Origin of the sequence: uncultured Tenacibaculum sp. (genome assembly GCF_947498805.1) — a bacterium.
In the GTDB taxonomy this organism is placed as follows: domain Bacteria; phylum Bacteroidota; class Bacteroidia; order Flavobacteriales; family Flavobacteriaceae; genus Polaribacter.
On record NZ_CANMLT010000004.1, the window covers coordinates 76436 to 99958 of the forward strand.

General features: G+C 31.6%; 26 protein-coding genes. 11 read left to right on the forward strand and 15 right to left on the reverse strand.

All coding sequences use genetic code 11. From position 1 onward, the window contains the following. Positions 1–6 precede the first annotated feature (6 nt). Positions 7–1305, forward strand: a complete 1299-nt coding sequence (gene gldE, locus Q0873_RS08715) for a gliding motility-associated protein GldE (protein ID WP_299106160.1) — start codon at positions 7–9, stop codon at positions 1303–1305. Next, positions 1298–1852, forward strand: coding sequence for a gliding motility lipoprotein GldD (gldD, locus tag Q0873_RS08720; protein WP_299106162.1), 555 nt, complete (start codon positions 1298–1300; stop codon positions 1850–1852). The genes gldE and gldD overlap by 8 nt, the downstream gene beginning before the upstream one ends. 1 nt (position 1853) lies before the next feature. Here the strand turns inward: gldD and Q0873_RS08725 are convergent, their stop codons facing one another. The 3 genes from Q0873_RS08725 to Q0873_RS08735 form a co-directional block, all read right to left on the reverse strand. Continuing rightward, on the reverse strand, positions 1854–2111 hold the full coding sequence (locus Q0873_RS08725; protein ID WP_299106164.1) for a hypothetical protein: 258 nt from the start codon (positions 2109–2111) through the stop codon (positions 1854–1856). Positions 2112–2129: 18 nt separating this feature from the next. Continuing rightward, positions 2130–3146 (reverse strand): COX15/CtaA family protein, encoded by a 1017-nt coding sequence (locus Q0873_RS08730; protein ID WP_299106166.1) that lies wholly within the window; start codon positions 3144–3146, stop codon positions 2130–2132. An 88-nt stretch (positions 3147–3234) separates the two neighbouring features. Continuing rightward, complete coding sequence (locus Q0873_RS08735) at positions 3235–3756, reverse strand: heavy metal-associated domain-containing protein (RefSeq protein ID WP_299106168.1); 522 nt, start codon at positions 3754–3756, stop codon at positions 3235–3237. Between the two features lie 99 nt (positions 3757–3855). On the opposite strand from Q0873_RS08735, the gene Q0873_RS08740 reads away from it, so the two are divergent. Beyond that, on the forward strand, positions 3856–4728 hold the full coding sequence (locus tag Q0873_RS08740; RefSeq protein WP_299106170.1) for an EamA family transporter: 873 nt from the start codon (positions 3856–3858) through the stop codon (positions 4726–4728). Here the strand turns inward: Q0873_RS08740 and Q0873_RS08745 are convergent, their stop codons facing one another. The 3 genes from Q0873_RS08745 to Q0873_RS08755 form a co-directional block, all read right to left on the reverse strand. Then, positions 4729–4914, reverse strand: coding sequence for a hypothetical protein (locus Q0873_RS08745; protein WP_299106172.1), 186 nt, complete (start codon positions 4912–4914; stop codon positions 4729–4731). A gap of 90 nt (positions 4915–5004) precedes the next feature. Then, positions 5005–7053 (reverse strand): pitrilysin family protein, encoded by a 2049-nt coding sequence (locus Q0873_RS08750; RefSeq protein WP_299106174.1) that lies wholly within the window; start codon positions 7051–7053, stop codon positions 5005–5007. Positions 7054–7072: 19 nt separating this feature from the next. After that, entirely contained in the window at positions 7073–8389 is a 1317-nt protein-coding gene (locus Q0873_RS08755) for a pitrilysin family protein (protein ID WP_299106175.1), read from the reverse strand. A gap of 240 nt (positions 8390–8629) precedes the next feature. Here Q0873_RS08755 and rplU point away from each other — a divergent pair, with 240 nt between their 5' ends. From rplU to Q0873_RS08775, 4 genes are all read left to right on the forward strand, one after another. Beyond that, positions 8630–9115: a 50S ribosomal protein L21 gene (rplU, locus tag Q0873_RS08760; RefSeq protein ID WP_299106177.1), complete on the forward strand. Its 486-nt coding sequence runs from the start codon at positions 8630–8632 to the stop codon at positions 9113–9115. Positions 9116–9139: 24 nt separating this feature from the next. Beyond that, the gene (gene rpmA, locus Q0873_RS08765; protein ID WP_299106179.1) at positions 9140–9400 is read left to right on the forward strand and encodes a 50S ribosomal protein L27; all 261 of its coding nucleotides are present in this window, start codon (positions 9140–9142) and stop codon (positions 9398–9400) included. A 549-nt stretch (positions 9401–9949) separates the two neighbouring features. Then, positions 9950–10681: a LytTR family DNA-binding domain-containing protein gene (locus Q0873_RS08770; protein WP_299106181.1), complete on the forward strand. Its 732-nt coding sequence runs from the start codon at positions 9950–9952 to the stop codon at positions 10679–10681. 1 nt (position 10682) lies between these two features. Then, on the forward strand, positions 10683–12596 hold the full coding sequence (locus Q0873_RS08775) for a tetratricopeptide repeat protein (protein ID WP_299106184.1): 1914 nt from the start codon (positions 10683–10685) through the stop codon (positions 12594–12596). On the opposite strand, the gene dinB is transcribed toward Q0873_RS08775, so the two are convergent. The 5 genes from dinB to Q0873_RS08800 all read right to left on the reverse strand — a co-directional run bounded on the left by dinB (position 12593) and on the right by Q0873_RS08800 (position 16664). After that, on the reverse strand, positions 12593–13675 hold the full coding sequence (dinB, locus tag Q0873_RS08780) for a DNA polymerase IV (protein ID WP_299106187.1): 1083 nt from the start codon (positions 13673–13675) through the stop codon (positions 12593–12595). The genes Q0873_RS08775 and dinB overlap by 4 nt on opposite strands. A gap of 4 nt (positions 13676–13679) precedes the next feature. After that, positions 13680–14075 carry an ACT domain-containing protein gene (locus Q0873_RS08785; RefSeq protein ID WP_299106189.1) on the reverse strand — a complete coding sequence of 132 codons (396 nt, stop codon included), beginning with the start codon at positions 14073–14075 and terminating at the stop codon, positions 13680–13682. A gap of 80 nt (positions 14076–14155) precedes the next feature. Beyond that, a complete protein-coding gene (locus tag Q0873_RS08790) occupies positions 14156–14386 on the reverse strand; it encodes a ferredoxin (RefSeq protein ID WP_299106192.1) in 231 nt (76 codons plus the stop codon). Continuing rightward, the gene (locus tag Q0873_RS08795; protein ID WP_299106194.1) at positions 14386–15633 is read right to left on the reverse strand and encodes a peptidase U32 family protein; all 1248 of its coding nucleotides are present in this window, start codon (positions 15631–15633) and stop codon (positions 14386–14388) included. Before Q0873_RS08795 ends, Q0873_RS08790 begins: the two co-directional genes overlap by 1 nt. Further along, a complete protein-coding gene (locus Q0873_RS08800; RefSeq protein ID WP_299106197.1) occupies positions 15633–16664 on the reverse strand; it encodes a rhodanese-related sulfurtransferase in 1032 nt (343 codons plus the stop codon). Before Q0873_RS08800 ends, Q0873_RS08795 begins: the two co-directional genes overlap by 1 nt. 207 nt (positions 16665–16871) lie before the next feature. Here Q0873_RS08800 and Q0873_RS08805 point away from each other — a divergent pair, with 207 nt between their 5' ends. From Q0873_RS08805 to Q0873_RS08815, 3 genes are all read left to right on the forward strand, one after another. Then, positions 16872–17369 (forward strand): GNAT family N-acetyltransferase, encoded by a 498-nt coding sequence (locus Q0873_RS08805; RefSeq protein ID WP_299106199.1) that lies wholly within the window; start codon positions 16872–16874, stop codon positions 17367–17369. Next, positions 17366–18373 carry an aspartate-semialdehyde dehydrogenase gene (locus Q0873_RS08810; RefSeq protein WP_299106201.1) on the forward strand — a complete coding sequence of 336 codons (1008 nt, stop codon included), beginning with the start codon at positions 17366–17368 and terminating at the stop codon, positions 18371–18373. The genes Q0873_RS08805 and Q0873_RS08810 overlap by 4 nt, the downstream gene beginning before the upstream one ends. A gap of 63 nt (positions 18374–18436) precedes the next feature. Beyond that, a complete protein-coding gene (locus Q0873_RS08815) occupies positions 18437–19090 on the forward strand; it encodes an HD domain-containing protein (protein ID WP_299106203.1) in 654 nt (217 codons plus the stop codon). 187 nt (positions 19091–19277) lie between these two features. Here the strand turns inward: Q0873_RS08815 and Q0873_RS08820 are convergent, their stop codons facing one another. Genes Q0873_RS08820 through Q0873_RS08835 form a run of 4 tightly spaced genes read right to left on the reverse strand, consistent with a single transcriptional unit; the run spans position 19278 to position 23192 of the window. After that, the gene (locus Q0873_RS08820) at positions 19278–20060 is read right to left on the reverse strand and encodes an enoyl-CoA hydratase-related protein (protein ID WP_299106205.1); all 783 of its coding nucleotides are present in this window, start codon (positions 20058–20060) and stop codon (positions 19278–19280) included. A gap of 3 nt (positions 20061–20063) precedes the next feature. Then, positions 20064–21482 (reverse strand): ATP-binding protein, encoded by a 1419-nt coding sequence (locus Q0873_RS08825; RefSeq protein ID WP_299106207.1) that lies wholly within the window; start codon positions 21480–21482, stop codon positions 20064–20066. A 48-nt stretch (positions 21483–21530) separates the two neighbouring features. Then, positions 21531–22037 carry a hypothetical protein gene (locus tag Q0873_RS08830; protein ID WP_299106209.1) on the reverse strand — a complete coding sequence of 169 codons (507 nt, stop codon included), beginning with the start codon at positions 22035–22037 and terminating at the stop codon, positions 21531–21533. 3 nt (positions 22038–22040) lie between these two features. Further along, complete coding sequence (locus Q0873_RS08835) at positions 22041–23192, reverse strand: DNA polymerase III subunit delta' (RefSeq protein ID WP_299106211.1); 1152 nt, start codon at positions 23190–23192, stop codon at positions 22041–22043. Positions 23193–23295: 103 nt separating this feature from the next. Here Q0873_RS08835 and Q0873_RS08840 point away from each other — a divergent pair, with 103 nt between their 5' ends. Then, positions 23296–23520 carry a FeoA family protein gene (locus Q0873_RS08840; RefSeq protein WP_299106213.1) on the forward strand — a complete coding sequence of 75 codons (225 nt, stop codon included), beginning with the start codon at positions 23296–23298 and terminating at the stop codon, positions 23518–23520. The last annotated feature ends 3 nt before the right edge of the window (positions 23521–23523 follow it).

The following is a 23523-nucleotide window of genomic DNA, read 5'->3' on the forward strand; positions in this document are numbered from 1 at the left end:
GTTTTTTTGGAACCCGATCCCGAATCATTACCATTTCTATTATTAAGTATTGACTCATTAACCATACTAAATTGTGTTGCATTAGTATTGCTTTTAATTAGTTCTGCATTAGTGTCTGGTGCAGAAGTGGCATTTTTCTCAATATCACAAACAGAATTGGATGAAGTAGCGGAAAGAACAAAAGGAAGAAGTACAGTAGTAAGGTTAATGTCCAATCCTAAAAAACTTTTAGGAACGATCTTAATAACCAATAATTTTATAAATATTCTTATTGTTTTATTGTTTGCGGCTTTAGGAGAAGTGTTTTTTGTTGGGTTATCAGATGAGGTAAAGTTTTTTATTGAAGTTGGTTTAGTTACCTTTTTAATATTATTGTTTGGAGAAGTATTGCCAAAAGTCTACGCTACTCGTAAGTCTTTGCAGTTTGCAGGATTTATGTCGAAACCTATTTTGGTATTAAATACTTTATTAACCCCCTTAAGTACTGTGCTAATTAAATTAACTAGTATTGTTGAAAATAGACTAGGAAATAGAAACAATAATTTATCCGTAGAACGTCTATCACAGGCCTTGGAATTAACTTCGGAAGATGCTACTACTAAAGATGAACAAAAGATTTTAGAAGGAATTGTAACTTTTGGGAATACAGAAACAGTACAGATAATGAAACCACGAACAGATGTTTGTGCCATTAGCGATGACGCTAGTTTTACCGAAGTGCTTTCCGTTATCCTCGCAAATGGTTATTCTCGTAACCCTGTGTATCATGAAAGTATTGATAACATTAAAGGGGTTTTATATGCAAAAGATTTGTTGGCACATTTAAATAAGAAAAATTTTAAGTGGCAAAGTTTAATCAGAGAATCCTTCTTTGTTCCTGAAAACAAGAAATTAGATGATTTGTTAAGTGAATTTCAAGAAAAGAAAATGCACTTAGCTATTGTGGTTGATGAATATGGAGGAACAAGCGGTATTGTAACTTTAGAAGATGTTATTGAAGAAATTGTTGGAGATATAAATGATGAATTTGATGATGATGATTTGTCTTATTCTAAGCTTGATGAAAACAATTTTATTTTTGAAGGAAAAGTTACTGTTAAAGATTTTTGTAGAGTTTTAGAGGAAGATGAAGAAGGTTTTGAAGAAGACAAAGGGGAAAGTGAAACGCTGGCTGGATTCATATTAGAAGTATCAGGTAAATTTCCTAAAAAAGGAGAAAAAATAAATTATAAGAACTATACGTTTACTATTGAAGTAGTAGATAAAAAAAGAATAAAACAAGTTAAAGTTACTCGAAATGCGTAAGATTTTAGTGTTGATGTTAGTAGTATTGATGGTGAGTTGTGATGAAGAAACTTTACCAAAACCAAAAGGTTACTTAAGTTTAAATTATCCTCAAAAAGGATTTAAAAAAATGACTTTAGAAAGACCTTATTCTTTTGAAGTTGCTAAAAACACAGAACAAAAAAATCTACCTAAAAACTGGATGAAGGTAGAATATCCTGCCTTAAAAGCTTCGGTTGATATTACTTACAGGCCTATAAAAAATAATTTAAGAGAATTATTAATGGAGGCTGAAAAGTTAGTGTTTGAGCATGCTATTAAAGCTGATCAAATTACTGCTCCTGTAGAATATGTAAACCCTAGTAGAAATGTATATGGAAGTTTGTATGAAATAAAAGGAAATGCAGCTTCTCAAGTACAATTCCATGCAACCGATTCTTCAAAAAACTTCTTAAAAGGATCGTTGTTCTTTTATACCAAACCTAATTACGATTCACTATTACCAGCTATTGAATATATCAAAGCAGATATGATCAAGATGATGGAAACACTTGAGTGGAAAAAGTAGATTAGTACAAATACTTAGTAAAAAGAACGATCAAAATAAAGTAGAAAATTGCACCTAAAATTCTCGCTTGATAAGATTGCTTTAACTTTTTGTCAAAATTAAACTTTTTAAATCGTTCAACTTCGGTGTCATTAAAGTCATCTGTAGGAAAAAGACTACGATGACTCATGTTAACAGGGACAAGAAAAAAGCCTAACCATTCATCCCAAGTTAGTGGTGTGTTTTTTCTTTTAAGAATGTTTTTTTCTTCCTCTGTCATTTCAGTAGATACTAATAACTACGTTGTTTTCCTGCTTTGAAGCCATAAATAAAACTGTAGTCCAAACAAAACAGCGCCTGCTAATAAGTGTATTGCTTGAGTTCCTAAAGGAAATTCGGCATAGTACATTAAAATACCTGTAATGGTTTCTAAAAAGATTAAGAATACAATCCAATTCACGAGTTTATATCCTAAATCTTTTACTTGGTTTAAATAAAACATTCCAAGGTTCACCAACACAATGGCAATGGTAAAAGATCGGTGGAAATAAAACTTAAAATGAGGGTCCATTAAACTGTACTGTTTATTTTCAAATCCAAATAATTTTACTTGCTCATCAATAAACTGGCGCACTTGTGTTCCCATGGCAATTTGAATTAATGAAAACACCACAGAAACGATGAGAAGTTTATTGAACAATGAATTGTATTTATAAACAGATTTACGTTCAGTAACAATGAATAATAGCCAAAGTAATAAAGCTACAATTACCAATCCAGCTACCATATGTATGGTAATTATTGTGGGCTTTAAGTTTGTGTCTACCACTGTTTTTCCAAGCCAAGCTTCAAATAACATTAAGAAGAACGCTCCTAAGGAAAGCAGGGTAATTGACTTTTTTTCTCTCCAAAAAGATAGAGAAATTACCACTAAGAATAAAAAAGGAATTCCTGCTACAGCGGAAGAAAGGCGATTAATATATTCTGTCCAAGTGTGATATTTATTAAATTTAGCATAGTTATGCTTTGTGTATTTTTTCCAATTACTAGTATTGAATTCGGTAGCAGTTTTTAAATTGGTTTCTGCTACAAATAAGGCCTCATCTTTTACAATGATCATTCCTTTTTTATAATCTGTATTCGGTTGCCAAGTAATTTGTTCTTCAGAAGTAGGAGGGATATAATACCCAAAACACTTTGGCCAATCAGGACATCCCATTCCAGAACCGGTCATACGAACAACAGAGCCAGCTAAAAAGATTACATAAACAGCAATTAATGTGATTTTAACGATGAGAGGAAAGTGTTTTTTCATCTAGTAAATAAATTTATGCAAAGATACTTAAAAGGCATAAAAAAAGCTCCTATTAGGAGCTTTCTGTTTTATTTAGATTAGAAATGAATTATGCATTTTCAGTTTCAGCACAACATTCCATTTTACAATCTTTAGCACAAGCTGTTGCTTTTTCAGATTTTTCTTTTTCTGAACAACAAGCCTTTTCACACTCTTTTTCACAAGCTTTTTTCTCAGCCTCTGTTTTAGCGTCACAGCATTTTTTCTCACATTCAGCTTTACAAGCAGCTTTTTTACTTATTTCTGAAGTTTTATACATGTTTTCAGCAATACCATTTACAAAAGCCATTAATTCAGCTTTGTTTGTTTTGTTTGCATCAAACTTAACTGTTGCAATACTATCAGCAAAAACAACTTTAGCATCTACAACACCGTCTTTTTTAGATAAGTCAGAAGCGATTTTTTTAGCACAACCAATTTCACAAGTCATTCCAGAAATTGCAAAACTAGCTTCTTGTACATTTGCTGCTACTTCTGTTTTAGGAGCCTCTTCTTTTTTAGCTTCTGTTTTACAAGCAATTGCTGCTACACTTACAAATGCTACAACAAAAAATATCTTTAATAGTTTCATTATTCGATTAATTTATAGGATAATAGCGCAAATTTATCAATAAATAACTAAAGTTATAAAGTTTTATGCGACTTTTGTATTTACTTATACAAGTGTTGCATGAACAATCAAAAATTAAAATGGATTTACCTTATCATTTTATCTTTAGTATGGGGTAGTTCATTTATACTAATGAAAAAGGCTCTTGTTGGTTTAACACCTATTCAAGTTGGAGCTTTACGAATGTTAATAACAGCTGTTTTTTTATTGCTAATTGGATTTAATAGCTTAAAAAGAATTCAAAAAAAACATTGGAAATATGTAGCTTATACGGCAGCTTTAGGTACTTTTTTTCCGTCCTTTTTATTTGCGTTTGCAATTAGTAATATTGATAGTTCTATCTCTGCAATACTCAATTCTTTGACACCGTTTAATACGTTTATTTTTGGTGCCTTGGTATTTGGATTTGCTTTTAAAAAGAAACAGTTCTATGGAATTCTAATAGGTTTAATAGGAACTTTGATACTGATTTTAAAAGGAGCCGAACTGAATCCGAATCAAAATTACTGGTACGCTATATTAATTTTAATTGCGTCTATTGGATATGCCTTTAATGTAAATATGATAAAAAGATATTTACACGATTTAGATGCCTTGGCAATTACTACAGGGAACTTCTTGTTACTTATAATTCCTGCGTTATTAGTTTTAGTATTTTCTGGCTTTTTTACAAGTTTTGAAGTTACTTCTGAAACAACTTCAGCATTGGGGTATATTACCATTTTATCTGTTGTTGGAACAGGAATAGCAAAGGTTATGTTTAACAAAATGGTGCATATGTCATCACCAGTTTTTGCTGCTTCTGTAACGTATTTAATACCAATAGTTGCTGTGATGTGGGGTATTATAGATGGTGAACGTTTGAGTATGCTTCAATTGTTGGCTGGAGGTATTATTTTGTTTGGAGTTTGGTTGGTAAATAAGGCAAAATAACTAATATCCAAGTCCGGCATCGTAACCATCATCATAACCTGAAGAATATCCATCATCAGTGCCATCTGCATAACCATCGTTATAGCCTAAAGTGTTTAACGTTGGAATAGCACTTCCAAAGACTTTTTTAAGTTGTTCTTTTTTTAATGTATTTAAATTTCTGAAGGTTGAAAGAGTTCTTTTCATAATGAAATTTTTTAATGTGTAGTAAGATAATAAAAAAGAGCCAAAACTAATGCTTTGACTCTTTTGTTAACTATTTAAGGCTTCTGATTCTTATTGAAAATCAGCTTCTGAAACTCCTTCGTTGATTTTAATCTCTTTAACGATGAATTCCAAATTCATTGGTCCTTGTTTTACAACCGTTTTATGAGGGAATTTGATTCCGTTTACTTCTTTATATTCAGAATAATTAGTTGGAACTTTAACTTCTCCTTGAGGTCCTTTTAGAGTTCTTACTTCTTTAATTTTTAAACCAGAAGTTAAATCATAAAAGATTTCAGTATCGTTATACTTGATAACATAAGCGTTCTTACCTTCAATTGGCTCAATTCTATCTAGCTTCCCAGTTTTATAAGCTTGGTCAGCAAAAGGAGCAGAAGTAGCTTTTGCTTCTTCTAATTTTTTACCAGTCATTTCTTGTTTCTGACCACGACCTTCTTCGTATCCTTTAGTTCCATCAAAAACTTTCTTTTGCATAACATTCCCCATCATTGAGATAGCCATAAATGACTTGTTTGGAGCTGCATTCTTTTGAGTTAAACTTAACTGCATACCTTGAACAGCTGCGTTAGATGTAACCATTAAAGTTTTTACATTGGCTACCTTGTCTTGTCCACCAATTGCTTTAAAATAGTTGTCTATCACAGTTGTAGCGGTAGTACCAGCAGGAATAGGCAAGCTCATAGCAGGTTTATCAGTTGGATTTCCGTTTTTATCAAAATAGTTGATTTTATAATCAGCTGTTTTTTCTAAGTTCTTTAAAACATCAATTCCTTTACCTGTAATTACAACACGTGCTTTATCTCCTCTAAAGTATTTTATAGCTGCATTTTGAACATCTTCTAAAGTAACTGCGTTTACATTCTTTAAATAATTTTGGTAATAATTCTCAGGTAAATCATTTGTTAAGATGTTTAAAGCATATGAAGCAATCGTGTTTGGTTTTTCAACATTTCTTACGAAACTTCCAATATATTTAGCTTTTGCAATATCTAATTCTTCTTTAGTAGCTTTTTGATAACGGATCTTATTAATTTCTTTCATTGCTTCTACCATAGCACTGTCGGTTACCATGTTTCTAACAGAAGCAGAAACTTTGAAACGAGAAGCATAACGGCTAGAACCAATTCCAGAGTAAGAACCATATGTATATCCTTTATCTTCACGTAAGTTTTTATATAACCTACCAGTACCACCTCCACCAAGAATTTGGTTTGCTAACAAGGCAGCATAGTAATCTTTATCATTCATTTTTAAGTTTACACTGTTTATGATTGATAATTCTGATTGTACCGCATTAGGCATGTTAATAAAGTCAATTTCTGTAGTAGCTGGGTTTTCTACTTTTGGTAGTTTTTGAGCTACTAAATCTCCTTTTTTCCAGTTAGAAAACAATTTAGAAACTAAAGATTTAGCTTTATCGAAATTAATATCTCCTACAATTACCAAGTATGCATTATTAGGCTTGTAAGTTTTGTTGTACAAATCTTTAACATCTTGTAAAGTGATGTTTTTTAAAGTCTCTTCAGAAGTGAATTCACCAAAAGGGTGATTTTTACCATAGGTTAATACATCTTCAACTCTATCTGCAATTGCTGCAACACTATTAGCGTTAGACTTAATTCCGTCAAGAGATTGTTTCATTTGCTTGTCAAATTCTTCTTGAGAGAATACCGGGTTAAAAGCAGCATCTGCCATTAAACCTAGTACTTTAGGAAAGTATTTAGTTAAAGAACTAGCTCTTGCTCCTTCATCCCAAAAAGATACGTTTGCTCCTAGGAAATCTACTTCTTCGTCAAAATTTTCTTTTGGAGTGTTCGTAGATCCTGTTCCTAGCATTCCGCTTAATAAACTTTCAACCCCTTTTTTGTTTCCATAAGACATTGGAGGGTTATCAATAGTTAAAGTAGCAGATACTCTAGGTAGTTTATGATTTTCAACTACTAAAACTTGTAGTCCGTTGTCTAGTTTAAATTTCTTTGGGCTACCAATATTTATTTTTGGTGCTGGCCCTGGTTTAGGCTGTTTACTTCTATCGATCTGTGCTGAAACAGTTAATGATAGAAATAATAAAGCTACGATTGATAATATTTTCGTTTTCATTAAAATTCAGTTTAGATGATTATTTCTTTTTTGGTAAGTATTCAATAACTACACGACGATTTTTAGCTAAGTATTTTTTAGCTACGTCTCTAATTTCCTCTTTGGTGATAGAATTAATAATTTCTAATTCTTTGTTAATTCTGTTTGTTTCTCCAACTAACATATAGTTTCTAGCCAGTGTATTGGCAATACCTTGTACGTTAGAATTTGAAGCTACAAAACGATTTTCGAACTTATTACGAACTTTTTCTAAATCTCTGTCTGAGATTAATTCAGTTTGTAATTTTTCAATTTCCTCGTCCATTTCTTTTATTAAATCATCTAAAGAAGTTTTTCCTAAAGGAATTGCACCAATATTATAAACACTATAATCTTCTAAGTTTCTTGCAAATGAGAATACCTGTAAAGCTTTCTTTTCAGTATCAACCAATTTCTTAAACAATCTAGAGCTCTTTCCGTTACTTAAAATAGTAGAGATAACATCTAATACTTTAGAATCTCTTTCTTTCATTGAAGGAGTTTTATGTGCTAATATAATTGCAGGTAATTGGATATTAGAATCATATTCTTTAACTCTTTTTTCTTGAGTTCTTTCAGGCTCAACTATTTTAGTTCTTTTAGGAAGTGTACGAGCTGGAATTGATTCAAAATAATCTTTGATTAATTTTTTAGTGTTTTTAGTATTAAAATCACCAGCAACAACTAAAACAGCATTATTTGGCATATACCACTTGTCGTAAAAAGCTTTAAATTCTTCAAGCTTTGCAGCATCTAAATCTTTGATATATCCAATCATTGGTCTACCATAATTGTGTTTATCAAAAATATGATTGTAAACATCTCCATAAATGATTTTTCCATATGGAGCATTGTCCATTCGTTGGCGCTTTTCTTCTTTTACAACCTCATTTTGGGTGTCTACAGCCTTTTGATCGATAATTGGGTGTAATAAACGCTCAGATTCCATCCATAGACCTAATTCTAAGTTGTTAGAAGGAAAAGTTTCATAGTAATAAGTTCTATCCCAGTTGGTATTTGCATTTCCAGTACCACCATTTGCAGCTTCTATTTTATTCCATTCACCACGTCCAATGTGTTTTGTTCCGGTAAATAGTAAATGCTCATAAAAGTGCGCCATTCCTGTTTTTCCGTTCTCTTCATCTTTTGCTCCAACATGGTACATAACACCAATAGTAACTACAGGAGCAGAATTGTCTTGGTGCAAAATAACATGCATTCCATTGTTTAAATCGTACTCTTCAAACTCAACCTTTTGAGCATTAGCACTAAATGCTACTAAAAGAGCTGAAGCAAGAGATAAAATACTTCTTTTCATTAGTTCTTATTTTAATTTAAATTGATTCTTTTAGTTTGACGCTGATAAAACAGATTTGTTACGTTGTTTCAAGAAAAAAAATAGAATAATTAATATGGTTATGTATCGTGTTGATTTTCAAAAATGTAAGTGAGTGTTTAATTTTGTTTTTTTGCTTGTTAAATAAATGAAAAAACGTATATTTGCACCCGCATTTCTTTTTTAGAAATGTAATTTAATTAAAAAGCAAAACAATTTAGTATGTACGCAATCGTAGAGATAGCAGGGCAGCAATTTAAAGTAGCGAAAGACCAAAAGGTTTACGTTCACCGTTTACAAGCAGAGGAAGGATCAAAAGTTTCTTTTGATAATGTAATGCTTATTGAAGACGCTGGAAATGTAACTATTGGCGCCCCAGCTATAGAAGGAGCCGCAGTAACGGCTAAGGTATTAGGTCACTTAAAAGGTGATAAAGTAATCGTTTTCAAAAAGAAAAGAAGAAAAGGTTACAAGAAGAAAAATGGACACAGACAGTATTTAACTGAGATTCAAATCGAAGGAATTGCTGCTTCTGGTGCTAAAAAAGCAACTGCTAAGAAAGAAGCTCCTAAGACTGAAGAGAAAGCAGCATCAAACGACTTAAGTTCTATGACTGTTGCTGAGTTAAAAGCTTTAGCTAAAGAAAGAGGTATTTCAGGATACACTTCTTTAAAGAAAGCTGAATTAATTGAAGTATTAAGTAAATAATTAACCTAAAAAACTCGTTAAGAAATGGCTCATAAGAAAGGTGTCGGTAGTTCGAAGAACGGTCGTGAATCGGAATCGAAACGATTAGGAGTAAAGATTTTTGGAGGACAAGCTGCTATTGCAGGTAACATTATTGTTCGTCAAAGAGGAACTCAACATTATCCTGGTGAAAATGTATATATGGGGAAAGACCATACTTTACATGCAAAAGTAGATGGTGTTGTTAACTTCCAAAAGAAGAGAGATAACAAATCATATGTTTCTATAACTCCATTTGAGGCTTAGTAGAAATAAGATTTTAACAATAAAAAAGACTTAATCGCAAGATTAAGTCTTTTTTGTTTTTATTAAGTTAAGCACAAAAAAAAACACCATTATGGTGTTTCCTTTTCTTCTGTCAAATTTTGATTAATCCCCCAATTTATCAATAATATGACTTTACCCCTTGTGTATTACACTACAAATATGCACTAAAAGTCTATTGAAATACTAGGTTTATGTATAAATGGTCTTCTTTTTTGTGTAGATGGTAGATAATCTAAGGGTTTGGATGTAGTATATAGATAAAAAAAAACACCATAAATGGTGTTTCTTTTTCTTTTTGTCATTTCTTGATTAATTCCCCAATTTATCAATATGACTTTACCCCTTGTGTATTACACCACAAATATGCATCTAAAGTTTTTTAAAATAGGGGCTTAGTGTGTGTTTGGTCCCTTTTTTTGTATAAATGGTAGCTAATTAAGTGTTTTAAGTGAATTTTTAGTCATATTACTCAATATTGGCATTTTATTTTTATAATAATAAAAGTTACATTTGGGAAAATGTAAATTTATGCTAAAGGCGGTAATAGTAGACGATGAACCTAAAGCAATACAAGGTTTAAGTTGGGAATTATCTAATTTTGATAATGATATTCAAATAGAGAAAACCTTTACAGATGCAGAAGAGGCTATTGATTACTTAAATTCAAGTACTATTGATTGTTTGTTTCTAGATATTGAAATGCCAACTATGGATGGTTTTCAATTACTATCGAAGTTAACAAATAGAGATTTTGCGGTAGTTATTACAACAGCCTATAATGAATACGCCATAAAGGCTCTAAAGAATAAGGCTATAGACTATCTATTAAAGCCAATAGATTCAGACGACTTAGAAGAAACAATTAGAAGAATAAAGAATTATTCTTCAGATAATAGTGCTGAAAAGTTTGAGAAGATACTGACCAGTTTTAATGAAAAATTCAACAGAAGGAAGATTACAATTAATACAGATGGGAAATTAATTTTCCTAGATAATGATGAAATCATTTTTGTTGAGTCAGATGGTAACTATAGTTCTATACATATTCGAAATGGAAAGAAGATAGTTGTTACTAAGAAGCTAAAAGAAGTAAACGAACTTTTACCTGATGAACATTTTTTTAGAATCCATAACTCGTATATTATTAATCTAAACAAAATAAAAGAATTTTTAAAGTCAGATGGTTATGTTGTGTTAACAGATAATCACAAAATACCGGTATCACGTCAAAGAAAATCTGAATTTTTAGAAAAATTTTAGGATGAGACTTTTTTTAAAAACATTACTATTTTTTTGTATTACTGTTGGCTGCTTTGCTCAAAGTAAAGTGGATAGTTTAATTACGAGTGCTTTAGATAAAAAAGAGGAAAATTATTTTGAGCTTCAAAAGCATTTTAGAAGAGTAAGATTCACCAACGAAGAAATAGATAACCTACTAGATAGAAGTAAAAAAGCACGGTATAGATTAGGAGAAGTTTTTGCTTATAATTTGCAAGGAAGAGCTCGTAGAAATATTACGGAGTATTATAAAGCGGAAGAAAGATATAAACTTGCTTTAGAATTATCTAGAAAGATTAAAAGTGTAGAGGCAGAGGTAGTAACATTGAATCAGTTGGGGGTTATCTACAGAAGACAGGATAAGGTAAGAGGAGCTTTAAATTATCATCAAGCCGCTCTAGCAATTCTTTCAAAGTTAGAAAATCCAAACAAAGATTTTAAAGTAAGCCATAGTATTAGTATTAATAGTATTGGTAATATTTATTTGGCAATTAAACAATACGAATTAGCGCTAGATAAATTTGAAGAATCAATTAGAATTCAAGAAGAATTAAATGATTTAAGAGGTCTGGCAATCAATCATCAAAATATTGGATATGCATATCAGAATATTGGAGATTTAGATTTGGCCTTAGAAAACTATAATAAATCTTTAGAATACAACAATCTTAATAAAAGTAGTTTAGGTAAGGTTATTTGTCATAATAGCATTAGTAATGTTTTAATAAAGCAAGGGAAGTACAATGAAGCTTATAATTATATAAATGAGGTTGTTCCTGTTGCAAAAGGCTTAGAGAATAGGTATTATTTGTCTGAAGTTTATAATACATTAGGCTGGTCTTTGATTAAATTAAACAAATTAAAAGATGCCGAAGATTATTTGTATAAATCTTTAAAGATAGGAACCGATAATAATATACCTTCTAGTTTAACGGTGAGCTATTTACATCTATCAGAACTGCATCAGAAAGAAAGAAACTACAAGGAGGCTTTAGAGCATTTTCAAAGTTCAATAGAAATAGATAAGAAAACATTTAACGAGAAAAATGTTCGATGGGTAACAAACCTAATGAGCAATTTTGAAGACGAAGTTAAAAGTAATGAGATTGTTCGGTTAGATAGAGAAAAGAAAATAGCAGAGCTTAACCTAACAAAAAGTAGAAACATTCTTATTATCACCTTTGTGTCTTTGGCTTTGTTTAGTGTGGTGCTGTACTCAATTTATAGACAGCGATTGCTTAAAAATGACAAGAAAATTTTAATGCTAGAACAAGAGGCGTTACAAAGTCAAATGAACCCGCACTTTGTTTTTAATGCTTTAAACTCTATTAAGCTATATATTATTAATAATGAACAGAAAAACGCGGTTTATTATTTAAATAAATTTTCAAAGCTTATTAGGAATATTTTAGATGCTTCTAAAGTAAAAGAAGTTAGCCTGAGTGAAGAACTTAGTACTATGAATTTGTATATGAGTATTGAAAATATACGATTCTCAAATGAAATTGAATATTCTGAAAAAGTAGATGAGAACATAAACCTAGAAGGAATTAAAGTACCTCCTTTAATCTTACAGCCTTTCTTAGAAAATGCAATATGGCACGGACTTTCATCAAAAAAAGGTAGTAAAAAAGTAAGTTTAGAAGTGCATAAAGTCTCAGATGACTTTATTCAAATTGATATAGAAGATAATGGAGTAGGTAGAGAACAGGCTTTTAAAATAAAAAAGAATAAATCTTTAAATAGAAAGTCTATAGGAATTGATTTGACGAAGCAACGATTGCAAAACTTTACAAATGAATTTAAAGATGATTTTGCTTTGAATTATTATGATTTAAAAGATAAAGAAGGAAATGCTACAGGAACTAAGGTATCTATAAAAATACCGTTATCTTAAAAATCAAACTTTAATTGAACCCAAACGGGTTCTTTTTTTTCGGTATTTAGATTACTAAAAGAAATACCCAACAAACGAACAGAGTTTTTGAGTTTTTCTTGGTATAATAACTCCTTTACAAGAGGATAGAAGTCTTTTTTTAGCTGAATATAGTGATTGGTTGTTTTGCTTCGAGTTTGTTGTGTAAAATCGCTGTATTTAATTTTTAAAGTGAGTGTTTTTCCTTTGGTATCCGATTTTACCATTCTTCGTTCTAGTTCTACTGCGATCTTGTCTAGTTTTTCCAACATAAAAACTTCCGAAGAAATATTTTCACTGAATGTTCTTTCTGCCGCAATTGACTTTCTTACTCTATTAGGTTTTACAACAGAGTTATGGATACCTCTCACAATATTGTAATAATGTAATCCTGACTTTCCAAATAGTTTAGAAAGCTCTTCAAGAGATTTTTTTTTGAGATCCAAACCGGTAAAGAGTCCAAGGTTATGCATTTTAGCAGCTGTTACTTTTCCAACGCCATAAAATTTATTTACAGGAAGTTTTTCAAGAAAATCAATTACTTCTTCAGGATGTATGGTTTTTTGCCCATTGGGTTTGTTGATGTCTGAAGCTACCTTTGCTAAAAACTTATTTATAGAAATTCCTGCAGAAGCACGTAACTCTAGCTCATTCCATATACGTTCTCTAATTTCTTTAGCTATAGAATTAGCAGAAGGGTTTCCTTTTTTATTTTCGGTTACGTCCAAATAAGCCTCGTCTAAAGAAAGAGGTTCTACCAAATCTGTATAGTCATAAAAAATAGCTCTAATCTTTGAAGAAATCTCTTTGTACCTATCATATCTTGGTGGTACAAAGATTAGGTGTGGACATTTTTTTTTAGCCAATACACCGCTCATGGCAGATCGCACTCCAAACTTACGAGCCTCATAACTTGCAGCAGAAACAACACCTCTAATTTCACTCCCACCTACCGCAACTGCTTTCCCTATTAAATCAGGATTATCCAATTGTTCAACAGATGCATAAAAAGCATCCATATCTACATGAATAATTTTACGATATGGTGGTTGAAGTTCCATTTTATTATCGTTCAGATAGGTTGGTTAGCACTTTAATAGTTTTAGCTTCATCTTCTTTTGCAACAAAGATATGATCATGGTAAAACCCTGCCATTACGTTACAACTTATGTTATGTGCTGCTAATTCGGTAGAAAAAGCTGCAGTGAGTCCTACAGCGTCTAAAGCAGAATGAACTTTAAGTGTAATCCAAGAAGCAATAAAAGTATAGGATAGATTTCGCTTATCTGCTATTGAACGAGCTAAGATTAAAGTAACGCCTTCAGTTTCTCTGAAAAGTCCTATAATATTTTTATTAGGAACTATGCTACCATCTTTTACCGAAACAAAAACATATTCGCCTTCATTCACATAAGGTTTCATTTCTTTGATTAAGATGGCTAAGTTTTTTTCTCCAGACATTTTTTCCTTTTGAGATAAAATTACTGATTTTTTAAAATAAAAAAGCCCTCAAATTTGAGAGCTTTCATATGTTGTTCTTATTATCGTTGTTTTACTTCTATAATCTTTACCGGACAGGCCTTTTTTGCTTCATTAGAACTTTCAAAAATACTATCATCAGGAGATTTTATAGTAAAGAAACCTTTCTTTTCAGTGGAGTGTAATAAAACTGATTTCCCGTCTTTTTTAGACATTTGAAATTGTGCAGGGGCTAGTTCTACACAATAGTTGCAACCAATGCATTTATTACGCTGTAATGTAATTATTACCATTAGTTTTTAGAAAATTCAGTTTTTACAATTTTGTATAATTTGTCTGAAGGGCGAATTTTAAAGTCTAGTTTCATAGTTACTTCATCACCTTTGGTAGCTGTTTGTGCTTCTTTATCGTTTACAAACATGCTTTTTAATTCCATTTCTTTTGCTCCAGTAGTAGGTCCTGTAATTAAGATTGTATCTCCAACAGCTAAATTATATGCTTCAATTTTAAACTCACCAATTTCGGCTTTCGAAAAATAATGAACTCCTTTTCCTAGGTATACCTTCTTTTGAGTGGCATGAGAACCAGGTTCTTTACTCCACTCTCCTAGTTTTTGTCCTAAGTAATATCCGTTCCAAAAACCACGGTTATATACTTTTTCAAGCTCTTGCATCCAGCTAATTACCTTTTCCTTATCGTAAGTTCCATTATATAGACTATCAATAGCATCTCGATAGCACTTAATTACTTTTGCAACATATTCAGGAGCACGTCCGCGACCTTCAATTTTTAATACTTTGATACCAGCATCAGCTACTTGATCTAAGAAATCAATAGTACATAAATCTTTTGGAGACATGATGTACTCATTATCTAATTCCATTTCAAAACCAGATTCTTGATCGATCACGGTATATTTTTTACGGCAATTTTGTTTACACGCTCCTCTGTTTGCAGAAGAATTATGCGAGTGTAAACTCATATAGCACTTTCCAGAAACAGCCATACAAAGTGCTCCGTGTCCGAAAATTTCAATTTCTAACAAACGTCCAGAAGGCCCTTTGATTTCCTCTTTTTCTATTTGTTCGGTAATCTTTTTTACCTGACGTAAACTTAATTCTCTACTTAGAACCACAGTATCTGCAAACATTGCATAAAACTTTACAGTTTCTATGTTTGTTATATTGATTTGTGTTGAGATATGTACTTCCATACCTTCTGCTCTAGCCATTGCTATTACAGCTTGATCCATTGCTATTACAGCAGTAATATCTGCTTCTTTAGCTCTTTTAATTAAGGTCTTTACAATCGATAAATCATGATCGTAAATAATAGTATTTAGGGTAAGGTAAGTTCGAACGCTTTTTTCTTTACATCTACGAGAAATTTCTTCTAAATCATCTAAAGTGAAATTTATAGATGCTCTAGCTCTCATGTTTAGTTGTTCTACACCAAAGTATATTGAATCACATCCATTATCTAATGCCGCTTGTAATGATTCAAAATTACCAGCGGGAGCCATTAACTCTATCTTCTGCATTATTTCTTGAACTTTAAAGCTTCTGAACGTCCTTTTTTAAAGATTTTGTTACTGGCATGCTTTCCTTTACGTAAAGTTTTTTGCTCTTCGTATGGTAAATGAATGATTTCTTGGCATTCTGTAGAGCATGTGTTTTCCATTTGCTCTGCACACTCATCACATTGAATGAATAACAAATGACATCCTTCATTGGCACAGTTGGTATGTGTATCACAAGGTTTACCACATTGGTGGCAATTAGAAATTACATCATCAGAAATACGTTCAGCACGTCTGTGATCAAAAACAAAGTTTTTTCCTTTGAATTTATTTTCTAACCCTTCGTCTTTCACTTGGCGTGTGTATTCAATAATACCTCCTTCTAACTGAAAAACATTTTTAAATCCTTTATGCTTGTAGTAGGCAGAAGCTTTTTCACAACGAATTCCACCCGTACAATACATTAATAAGTTTTTATCTTCTTTGTGTTCTTTTAAATCATTTTCGATAATATCTAAAGAATCACGGAAAGTATCTACATCTGGAGTTACGGCACCTTCAAAATGACCGATTTCACTTTCGTAATGATTACGCATATCTACACAAACCGTATTAGGATTTGCTAACATTTCGTTGAATTCTTTTGCTGATAAATGAACACCTTTGTTGGTTACATCAAACGTGTCATCATTTAACCCATCGGCTACAATCTTATTACGAACCTTTACTTTTAGTTTTAAGAACGATTTATTGTCTTGCTCTACCGCTACATTTAAACGAATGTCTTTTAAGAAAGAAATACTATCTAATTGATCTTTTAATGCTAAAAAATTTTCAGCTGGAACAGAGATTTGAGCATTGATTCCTTCGTAAGAAACATAGGTTCTTCCAAGAACATCAAGTTCGTTCCATTCAAGGAATAATTTATTTCTAAATAGTGTTGGGTTTTCTATCTTAAAGTATTGATAGAAAGAAATAGTAAGACGGTCTTTCCCCGCTTCATCAATTAATTTAGCGCGTTCTTCTGCGCTTAACTTGTTGTACAGTTGCATGCTATACCTTTTTAAGTTAAACAAAAATATATGTATTATGATTTTTCTGTAAAATCGCTGCAAATGTACATAAAATTTAGTTTTAGTGTTTAAAATAATACATTTAGTATCAAATTGATAGGAATTAAACTTTTAGCTAAAATTTTAGCTAAAAAGAGATACAACTAATCTTATTTTTTTAAACCTTTGTATTAGTATTAAAAAGAAATGATACGTAGTGTAAGTATACAGGACGCAGTAGTGATTTCAGATATCTACAATTATTATGTAGAGAATCATATTGCTACATTTGATGAGGTTCCGGTTAGCGTTCAATATTTTGAGGACAAAATAAAACAAGTAACAAAAGATTTTCCTTGGTTTGTTTTTGAGGGTAATGAAGGAGTTATTGGTTATGCTTATGCAAGTTCTTGGAACACCAGAAGCGCTTATAGTAAAACAGCTGAAGTTTCTGTATATCTAAAACATAGTGTTGTTCAAAAAGGAGTGGGCACTCAATTATATACAAAATTGATTGATACATTGAAAATGGAAGATTTTCATGTGTTAATCGGAGGAATATCACTCCCAAATGAAGCCAGTGTTAGATTACATGAAAAGTTTAAGTTTGAAAAAGTAGCGCACTTTAAAGAAGTTGGATATAAATTTAATAAATGGGTAGATGTTGGCTATTGGCAACTTACCGTAAATAAAAGTAAAAAATGAGAGTAGCAGTAGTAGGAGCTACCGGAATGGTAGGTAATGTAATGTTACAAGTATTAGCAGAACGTAACTTTCCTGTAACAGAATTAATTCCTGTAGCATCAGAACGTTCTGTAGGAAATCAATTAGAATTTAAAGGAACCAATTATACTGTGGTTGGTTTAGAAACGGCTGTTTCTATGAAACCTGATGTAGCGTTGTTTTCAGCAGGAGGTGGTACTTCTTTAGAATGGGCGCCTAAATTTGCCGAAGTCGGGACAACAGTGATTGATAATTCTTCAGCATGGAGAATGGATCCAACAAAGAAGTTAATTGTACCTGAAATTAATGCTTCAGAATTAACGGAAGAAGACAAGATTATTGCAAATCCAAATTGTTCTACCATTCAAATGGTAATGGCTTTAGCTCCATTACATAGAAAGTATGGTATCAACAGATTGGTTATTTCTACCTACCAATCAATTACTGGAACTGGAGTAAAAGCAGTTCGTCAGTTAGAAAATGAAGTGAATGGTGTTGAAGGAGAAAGCGCATACCCTCATCAAATTCACAAGAATGCTTTACCACATTGTGATGTTTTTGAAGAAGCTGGTTATACCAAAGAAGAACTAAAATTAGTGAGAGAAACACACAAAATTTTGAATGACCCTAGTATAGGAGTTACTGCGACAGCGGTAAGAATTCCGGTAGTAGGAGGACATAGTGAATCAGTAAATATTGAATTCAATAATGAATATGAATTAGCTGATATTACTAAGATTTTAAGTGAAACAGATGGAGTAGTTGTTCAAGATGATATTGAAAATAACGAGTACCCAATGCCATTTTATTCAGAAGGAAAGGATGAAGTGTTCGTAGGAAGAATTCGTAGAGATTTATCGAGAGAAAACGCATTAAATATGTGGATTGTTTCTGATAACTTAAGAAAAGGAGCTGCAACAAATACAGTTCAAATCGCAGAATATCTAGTAGCAAATAACTTGATTAAAAGTTCTGTTGAAGCTTAAAGAAATAACACATTAAATTTTGAAATCCTGTACAGTTTTGTGCAGGATTTTTATTTTTGGGGTATGAACAAAGAACAAATAATTGAGAATACAATAGCCTTTGTTAAAGATACATTACAAGGTGCTGAAGGAGGACATGATTTTTTTCACATTGAACGCGTTTATAAAAATGCAGTATTCATTTCTAAAAGCGAGCAGGTTGATTCTTTTGTAGTTGCTTTAGGCGCTTTACTACATGATATTGCTGATAGTAAGTTTTATAATGGAGATGAAACGATTGGTCCTAAAGTGGCGCGTGAGTTTTTAGAAAAGGAAGGGGTTGATGAAGGAATAATTGTGCACATAGAAAACATTATTAAAAATATTTCTTTTAAAGGAGGTAATTTTAATCAAGACTTTACCTCTCCAGAATTAGATGTAATTCAAGATTCAGATAGATTAGATGCTATTGGTGCGGTAGGGATTGCCCGTTGTTTCAACTACGGAGGATTTAAAAACAGGGCGCTTTATGATCCTGCAATTCCTCCCAATTTAAATATGTCTAAAGAGGAGTATAAAAAGTCTACAGCACCAACTATTAATCATTTTTATGAAAAATTGTTGTTGTTAAAAGACAAGATGAATACCAAAACGGGTAAAAAATTAGCTGAAGATAGAGATGATTTTATGAGGCAATTTTTACAGCAGTTTTATAAAGAATGGAATGCGGATTTTTAAATGAATTCTTTGCTTTTTAAATTATTATTTAAAAAAGATGTAAAAATATTTGTTTATTAATATCAAAACTCTATTTTTACCAAAGAATTTTAATCCCCTTTTTTTAAAATTTTTACTTCCCCTTAAAGTAAGAAGATAGCATTCAAAACATAGTTTTAAAAATGCTATCTTTTTTATTTTCAGATGTTTACTTTCCTGGAAATTGTGCTTTTCTCTTTTCTAGAAAAGCAGTAGTACCTTCCTTAAAGTCCTCTGTTCCAAAGCAGTGTCCAAATTCTTTTATTTCTGAATTATAACCGTTAACACCGTCTTTAAAATTGTCATTAATAGCCTTGATAGCTGCTCCAATAGCCACAGAAGAATTTCTCATAATCTTTCCTGCTATTTTCTCTGCTAAACCTAATAACTCTTCTTGTGTTGTTACATGGTTAACTAGTCCAGAAAGCTTTGCTTCTTCCGCAGAAATCATACCAGCTGTCATTATTAATTCCATCGCTTTTCCTTTTCCAACTAGTTGTGGTAATCGTTGTGTACCACCGTAACCTGGAATTACACCTAAAGAAACTTCTGGTAGTCCCATTTTGGCATTATCTGAAGCAATTCTAAAATGACTTGCCATAGCTAATTCTAATCCTCCTCCTAATGCAAAACCATTAATAGCTGCAATTACAGGAGTAGATAAGTTTTCGACAAAATCAAATAATATCTCTTGGCCTTTTTTAGCAAGCATTTCTCCCTCTTCTGTAGAAAAATGAGCAAATTCGGAAATATCTGCACCAGCAACAAAAGCTTTTTCTCCACTTCCAGTGATAATAATTACTTTGGTTTCGTTGTCTTGATCTAAAGTTTTAAAGGCATTGTGTAGCTCTTCAATCGTAGCTTTGTTTAATGCATTTAATTTTTTTGGTCTGTTGATTGTTATAGTTGCTAATCCGTTTGAACTTTCAACTAAAATGTTTTCGAAATTCATGATTTAAATTTTTGGTAACATTACAGTAAATACAGTACCAATACCTTCATTAGAAGTAAAGGTAATCGTACCATCATATGCTTCAATTATTTTTTTGATCATTGGTAAACCTAGACCCATTCCACTCGTTTTTGTAGTGAATTTAGGTTCAAAAATCAACTTTTTATTTTCTTCTTTAATTCCTTTTCCGTTATCTGCAACTGTAATTTTTACATTGGTTCCTTTAGAGACTACTTTTACCTCAATTTTAGGGCTTTTGCTGTCTTTAGACATGGCTTGTGTCGCATTCTTTACCAAGTTTGTAATAATGCGTATTAGCTGTGTTTTATCAAGGTTTGCATAAATTTTTTCTTCACTCGGGATATAATGAATATAATCTTCAGTGAAGATGTCTAAAGCGTGCTTAACTACATCAAGAACCTCTAATTTTTCCTTTTTCTGAGTAGGCATTTTTGCGAAATCTGAGAAAGCAGAAGCAATAGAACTCATAACATCTATTTGCTGAATAAGAGTTTCGCTATATTCAGCCATTTTTTGCTTAATATTTGGATCAATTGGATCAAACTTTCTTTCAAAGCTTTGTACGGATAATCGCATTGGCGTAAGTGGATTCTTAATTTCATGAGCCACTTGTTTTGCCATTTCTCTCCAAGCTTGTTCACGTTCACTTTGAGCCAACTTTACAGCACTTTCCTCAAGCTGATCAATCATATTATTATAAGAATCAATAAGTGAATTGATCTCAGAACTGGCTGAGTTTAAAGTAATTTTTTCGTTTCGTTTATTTAAACGTGTTTCTTTTATTTTATTAGAAATAGTTTGTATCGAACGAGTAATATAAGCAGATAAGAAATAGGCTAATAAGATAGCGGCAATAAACATAAATATGTATACTACTGCCAATCGTGAAATAAACTCTTCCAGCTCTTTTTGCTGTTCTTCATTATTTTGAGCGATTTCTATTTCTAATATTCCGATTCGTTTAAAACGAAGATCATTTATATAGGTGTATGAAGATTGATAGGTGATTCCACCACTAGCTTTTCGACTTTTTAGAATTCTATGATTGGAGTTGTCGGCCAATTCTTGTAAGACTTCTTTCGTAAGCGGAGGAGGGTTTTCTACTCTTTCAAAATTAAAAGGCTTGGAAGATTTTAAAAGGTTTCCGTTCATGTCATACATAAGAATATTTAACTTATGTACTGTTGCCATTTCATAGATTCTATTTTGGAAAATGTTAGATAGATTTTCCGTAGTAACAGGATAGGTAGTTTTGTGTTTTAACTCAATTTCAATATCATGTTTGGTAGCATCTTCTTTTCTTCCTAAACGATGAACATTATAGTCTTTTGTTTGTTCATCATATTGATAAATAGTTACTAATACAATAAGTATAGATGCCAATAATATTAATAATATCATTGACAAAAAGATTCTTATTCTTAGCGAAATGTTGTTTAAAATAACCAATTATTTAATTTTTTTCGATTTCATAATTAAAATGTCATCAAACTCTCCGTCATTATCCCAATCGTACACAACTTTTCCGTCAAAACCAGTATCTGTTTGGGTAATTTTATACCACGCCTGAACTGTTTTTCCTAAATAAGGATAATCTACATATAAACTGTCACCTTTTGTTTTCCAATTACCTCCACTTTCTCCAACTTTTTGTCCATTTGGTTGTAAAAACCAAGCAGTAAAGGTGCCATCATCTTTATAAATAGATTGGGCTTTTCCTGAATCTACTTTGCTAAAATCATCTTCAAAAATTGAAGTAGAATCTGTTTTTTGAAAAGTAGGATATTCAATCTTTATATAAGTAGTTTCCCATTTTCCAACCATATAATCTTTTAACAAAGGTTTGTTTGATGTTGTTTTTTCTTGAACTTCTTGTTGCCCTTCTTTTTTTTCTTGTTTACATGCAGCAAAAAACATTCCGAAAATTGCTACAATCCATAAATATTTAGAATTCATAGTTTAAGATTGAATTTTCTCTTCTTTAGTATGAAGAAGACGCGTTAGTTTTATTGATAAATCTAATAAAATAATTTTAGCATTTCCATTTCTTTCAATATGGTATTGTGCTTCCCCTACTTCTTTTTCAATAGTTAACATATTGGCACTATGAATAAAAGGAGCAAACTTTGCTAAATCGAAATTGGCTGTTTGTGTTTCTAGGAAAACCAAATCAGGAGTTCCGTAGTTTAATAATAAAGCTTGTCTGAAAAATTGTAAGCAGTATTGTAAAAATTGTTTTTGAGTCTCTCTTCCAGATTTTGCTATTTCTTCAGACCATCCGATAAGATCTTGTATAACTGCGGCATTTCCTTTGGCTCTAAAAGCTGCGCGAATCCAAGTAATGAACCATTCTTCAAACTGTAAGTCATTAGAATTGTTATGTAAAATATGTACAGCCTTGTTGTAATTTCCTTCAGATTGATAGGCTATTTTTGTTGCTTCATTCTCACCAATATTTTCTCTAGAAACTAAAGTGCTTGCAATATCTTGATTACTGATTGGGAGAAAATGAATTGCTTGACAACGTGATTTGATGGTGTTTATAATCTGACCTTCATCTTCTGTAACAAGTAAGAAAATAGTTTTGTTTGGTGGCTCTTCAATAAGTTTTAAAAGCTTATTTGCCGCGGCTGTGTTCATTTTTTCAGCCATCCAAATAATCATAATTTTAAAACCACCTTCATACGATTTCAGTTGAAGCTTTTTTACAATTTCTTCGGCTTCATCTACACCAATTTGTCCTTGCTTGTTTTCAACACCAATATGTTGTAACCAATTAAATAAACTTCCATAGGGTTGCTCTTTGGTGAAAGTTCTCCAATCTTCCATAAATAAACTACTTACAGGGTGTTTTTTTACAGAATCATTGGTGGTTACAGGAAAAGCAAAATGTAAATCGGGATGCTGTAGTTTATTACATTTTATATTACAAACTTCTGCGTTGGGAGAAGAGTTACATAATAAAAACTGAGCATAGGCAATTGCGGTAGCTAAAGTTCCCGATCCTTCTTTTCCAACAAATAGCTGAGCATGCGGTACTCTACCGTTTTTTGCCGATTGTACTAGATGTTTTTTTATATGATTTTGGCCAATTATTTCGTCGAAAGTCATACGCAAATATAAGGTTTATAGACACAGATTTTATAAATCATTTACAGGTTGTTTAGAATGATTCTATTTTAGTATATTTGCTAGCTAACTTATACTTGTTTTTTTGAGTACAATCGCATCGTTATATATTGGAGAGAAGGGAATTATCTTAGAAGAAAGTCTAGATAAAATTCCATTAAAATTATTAGAAATGGGCTGTTTACCTGGAGCAGAAGTTGAGCTTTTACAGGTAGCACCTTTAAAAGACCCTATTTATATTTGTGTAAATGGAAGTCATTTAGCGATACGAAAAGATACTGCATCACAAATTTTAATTACTAAAATTTAATTC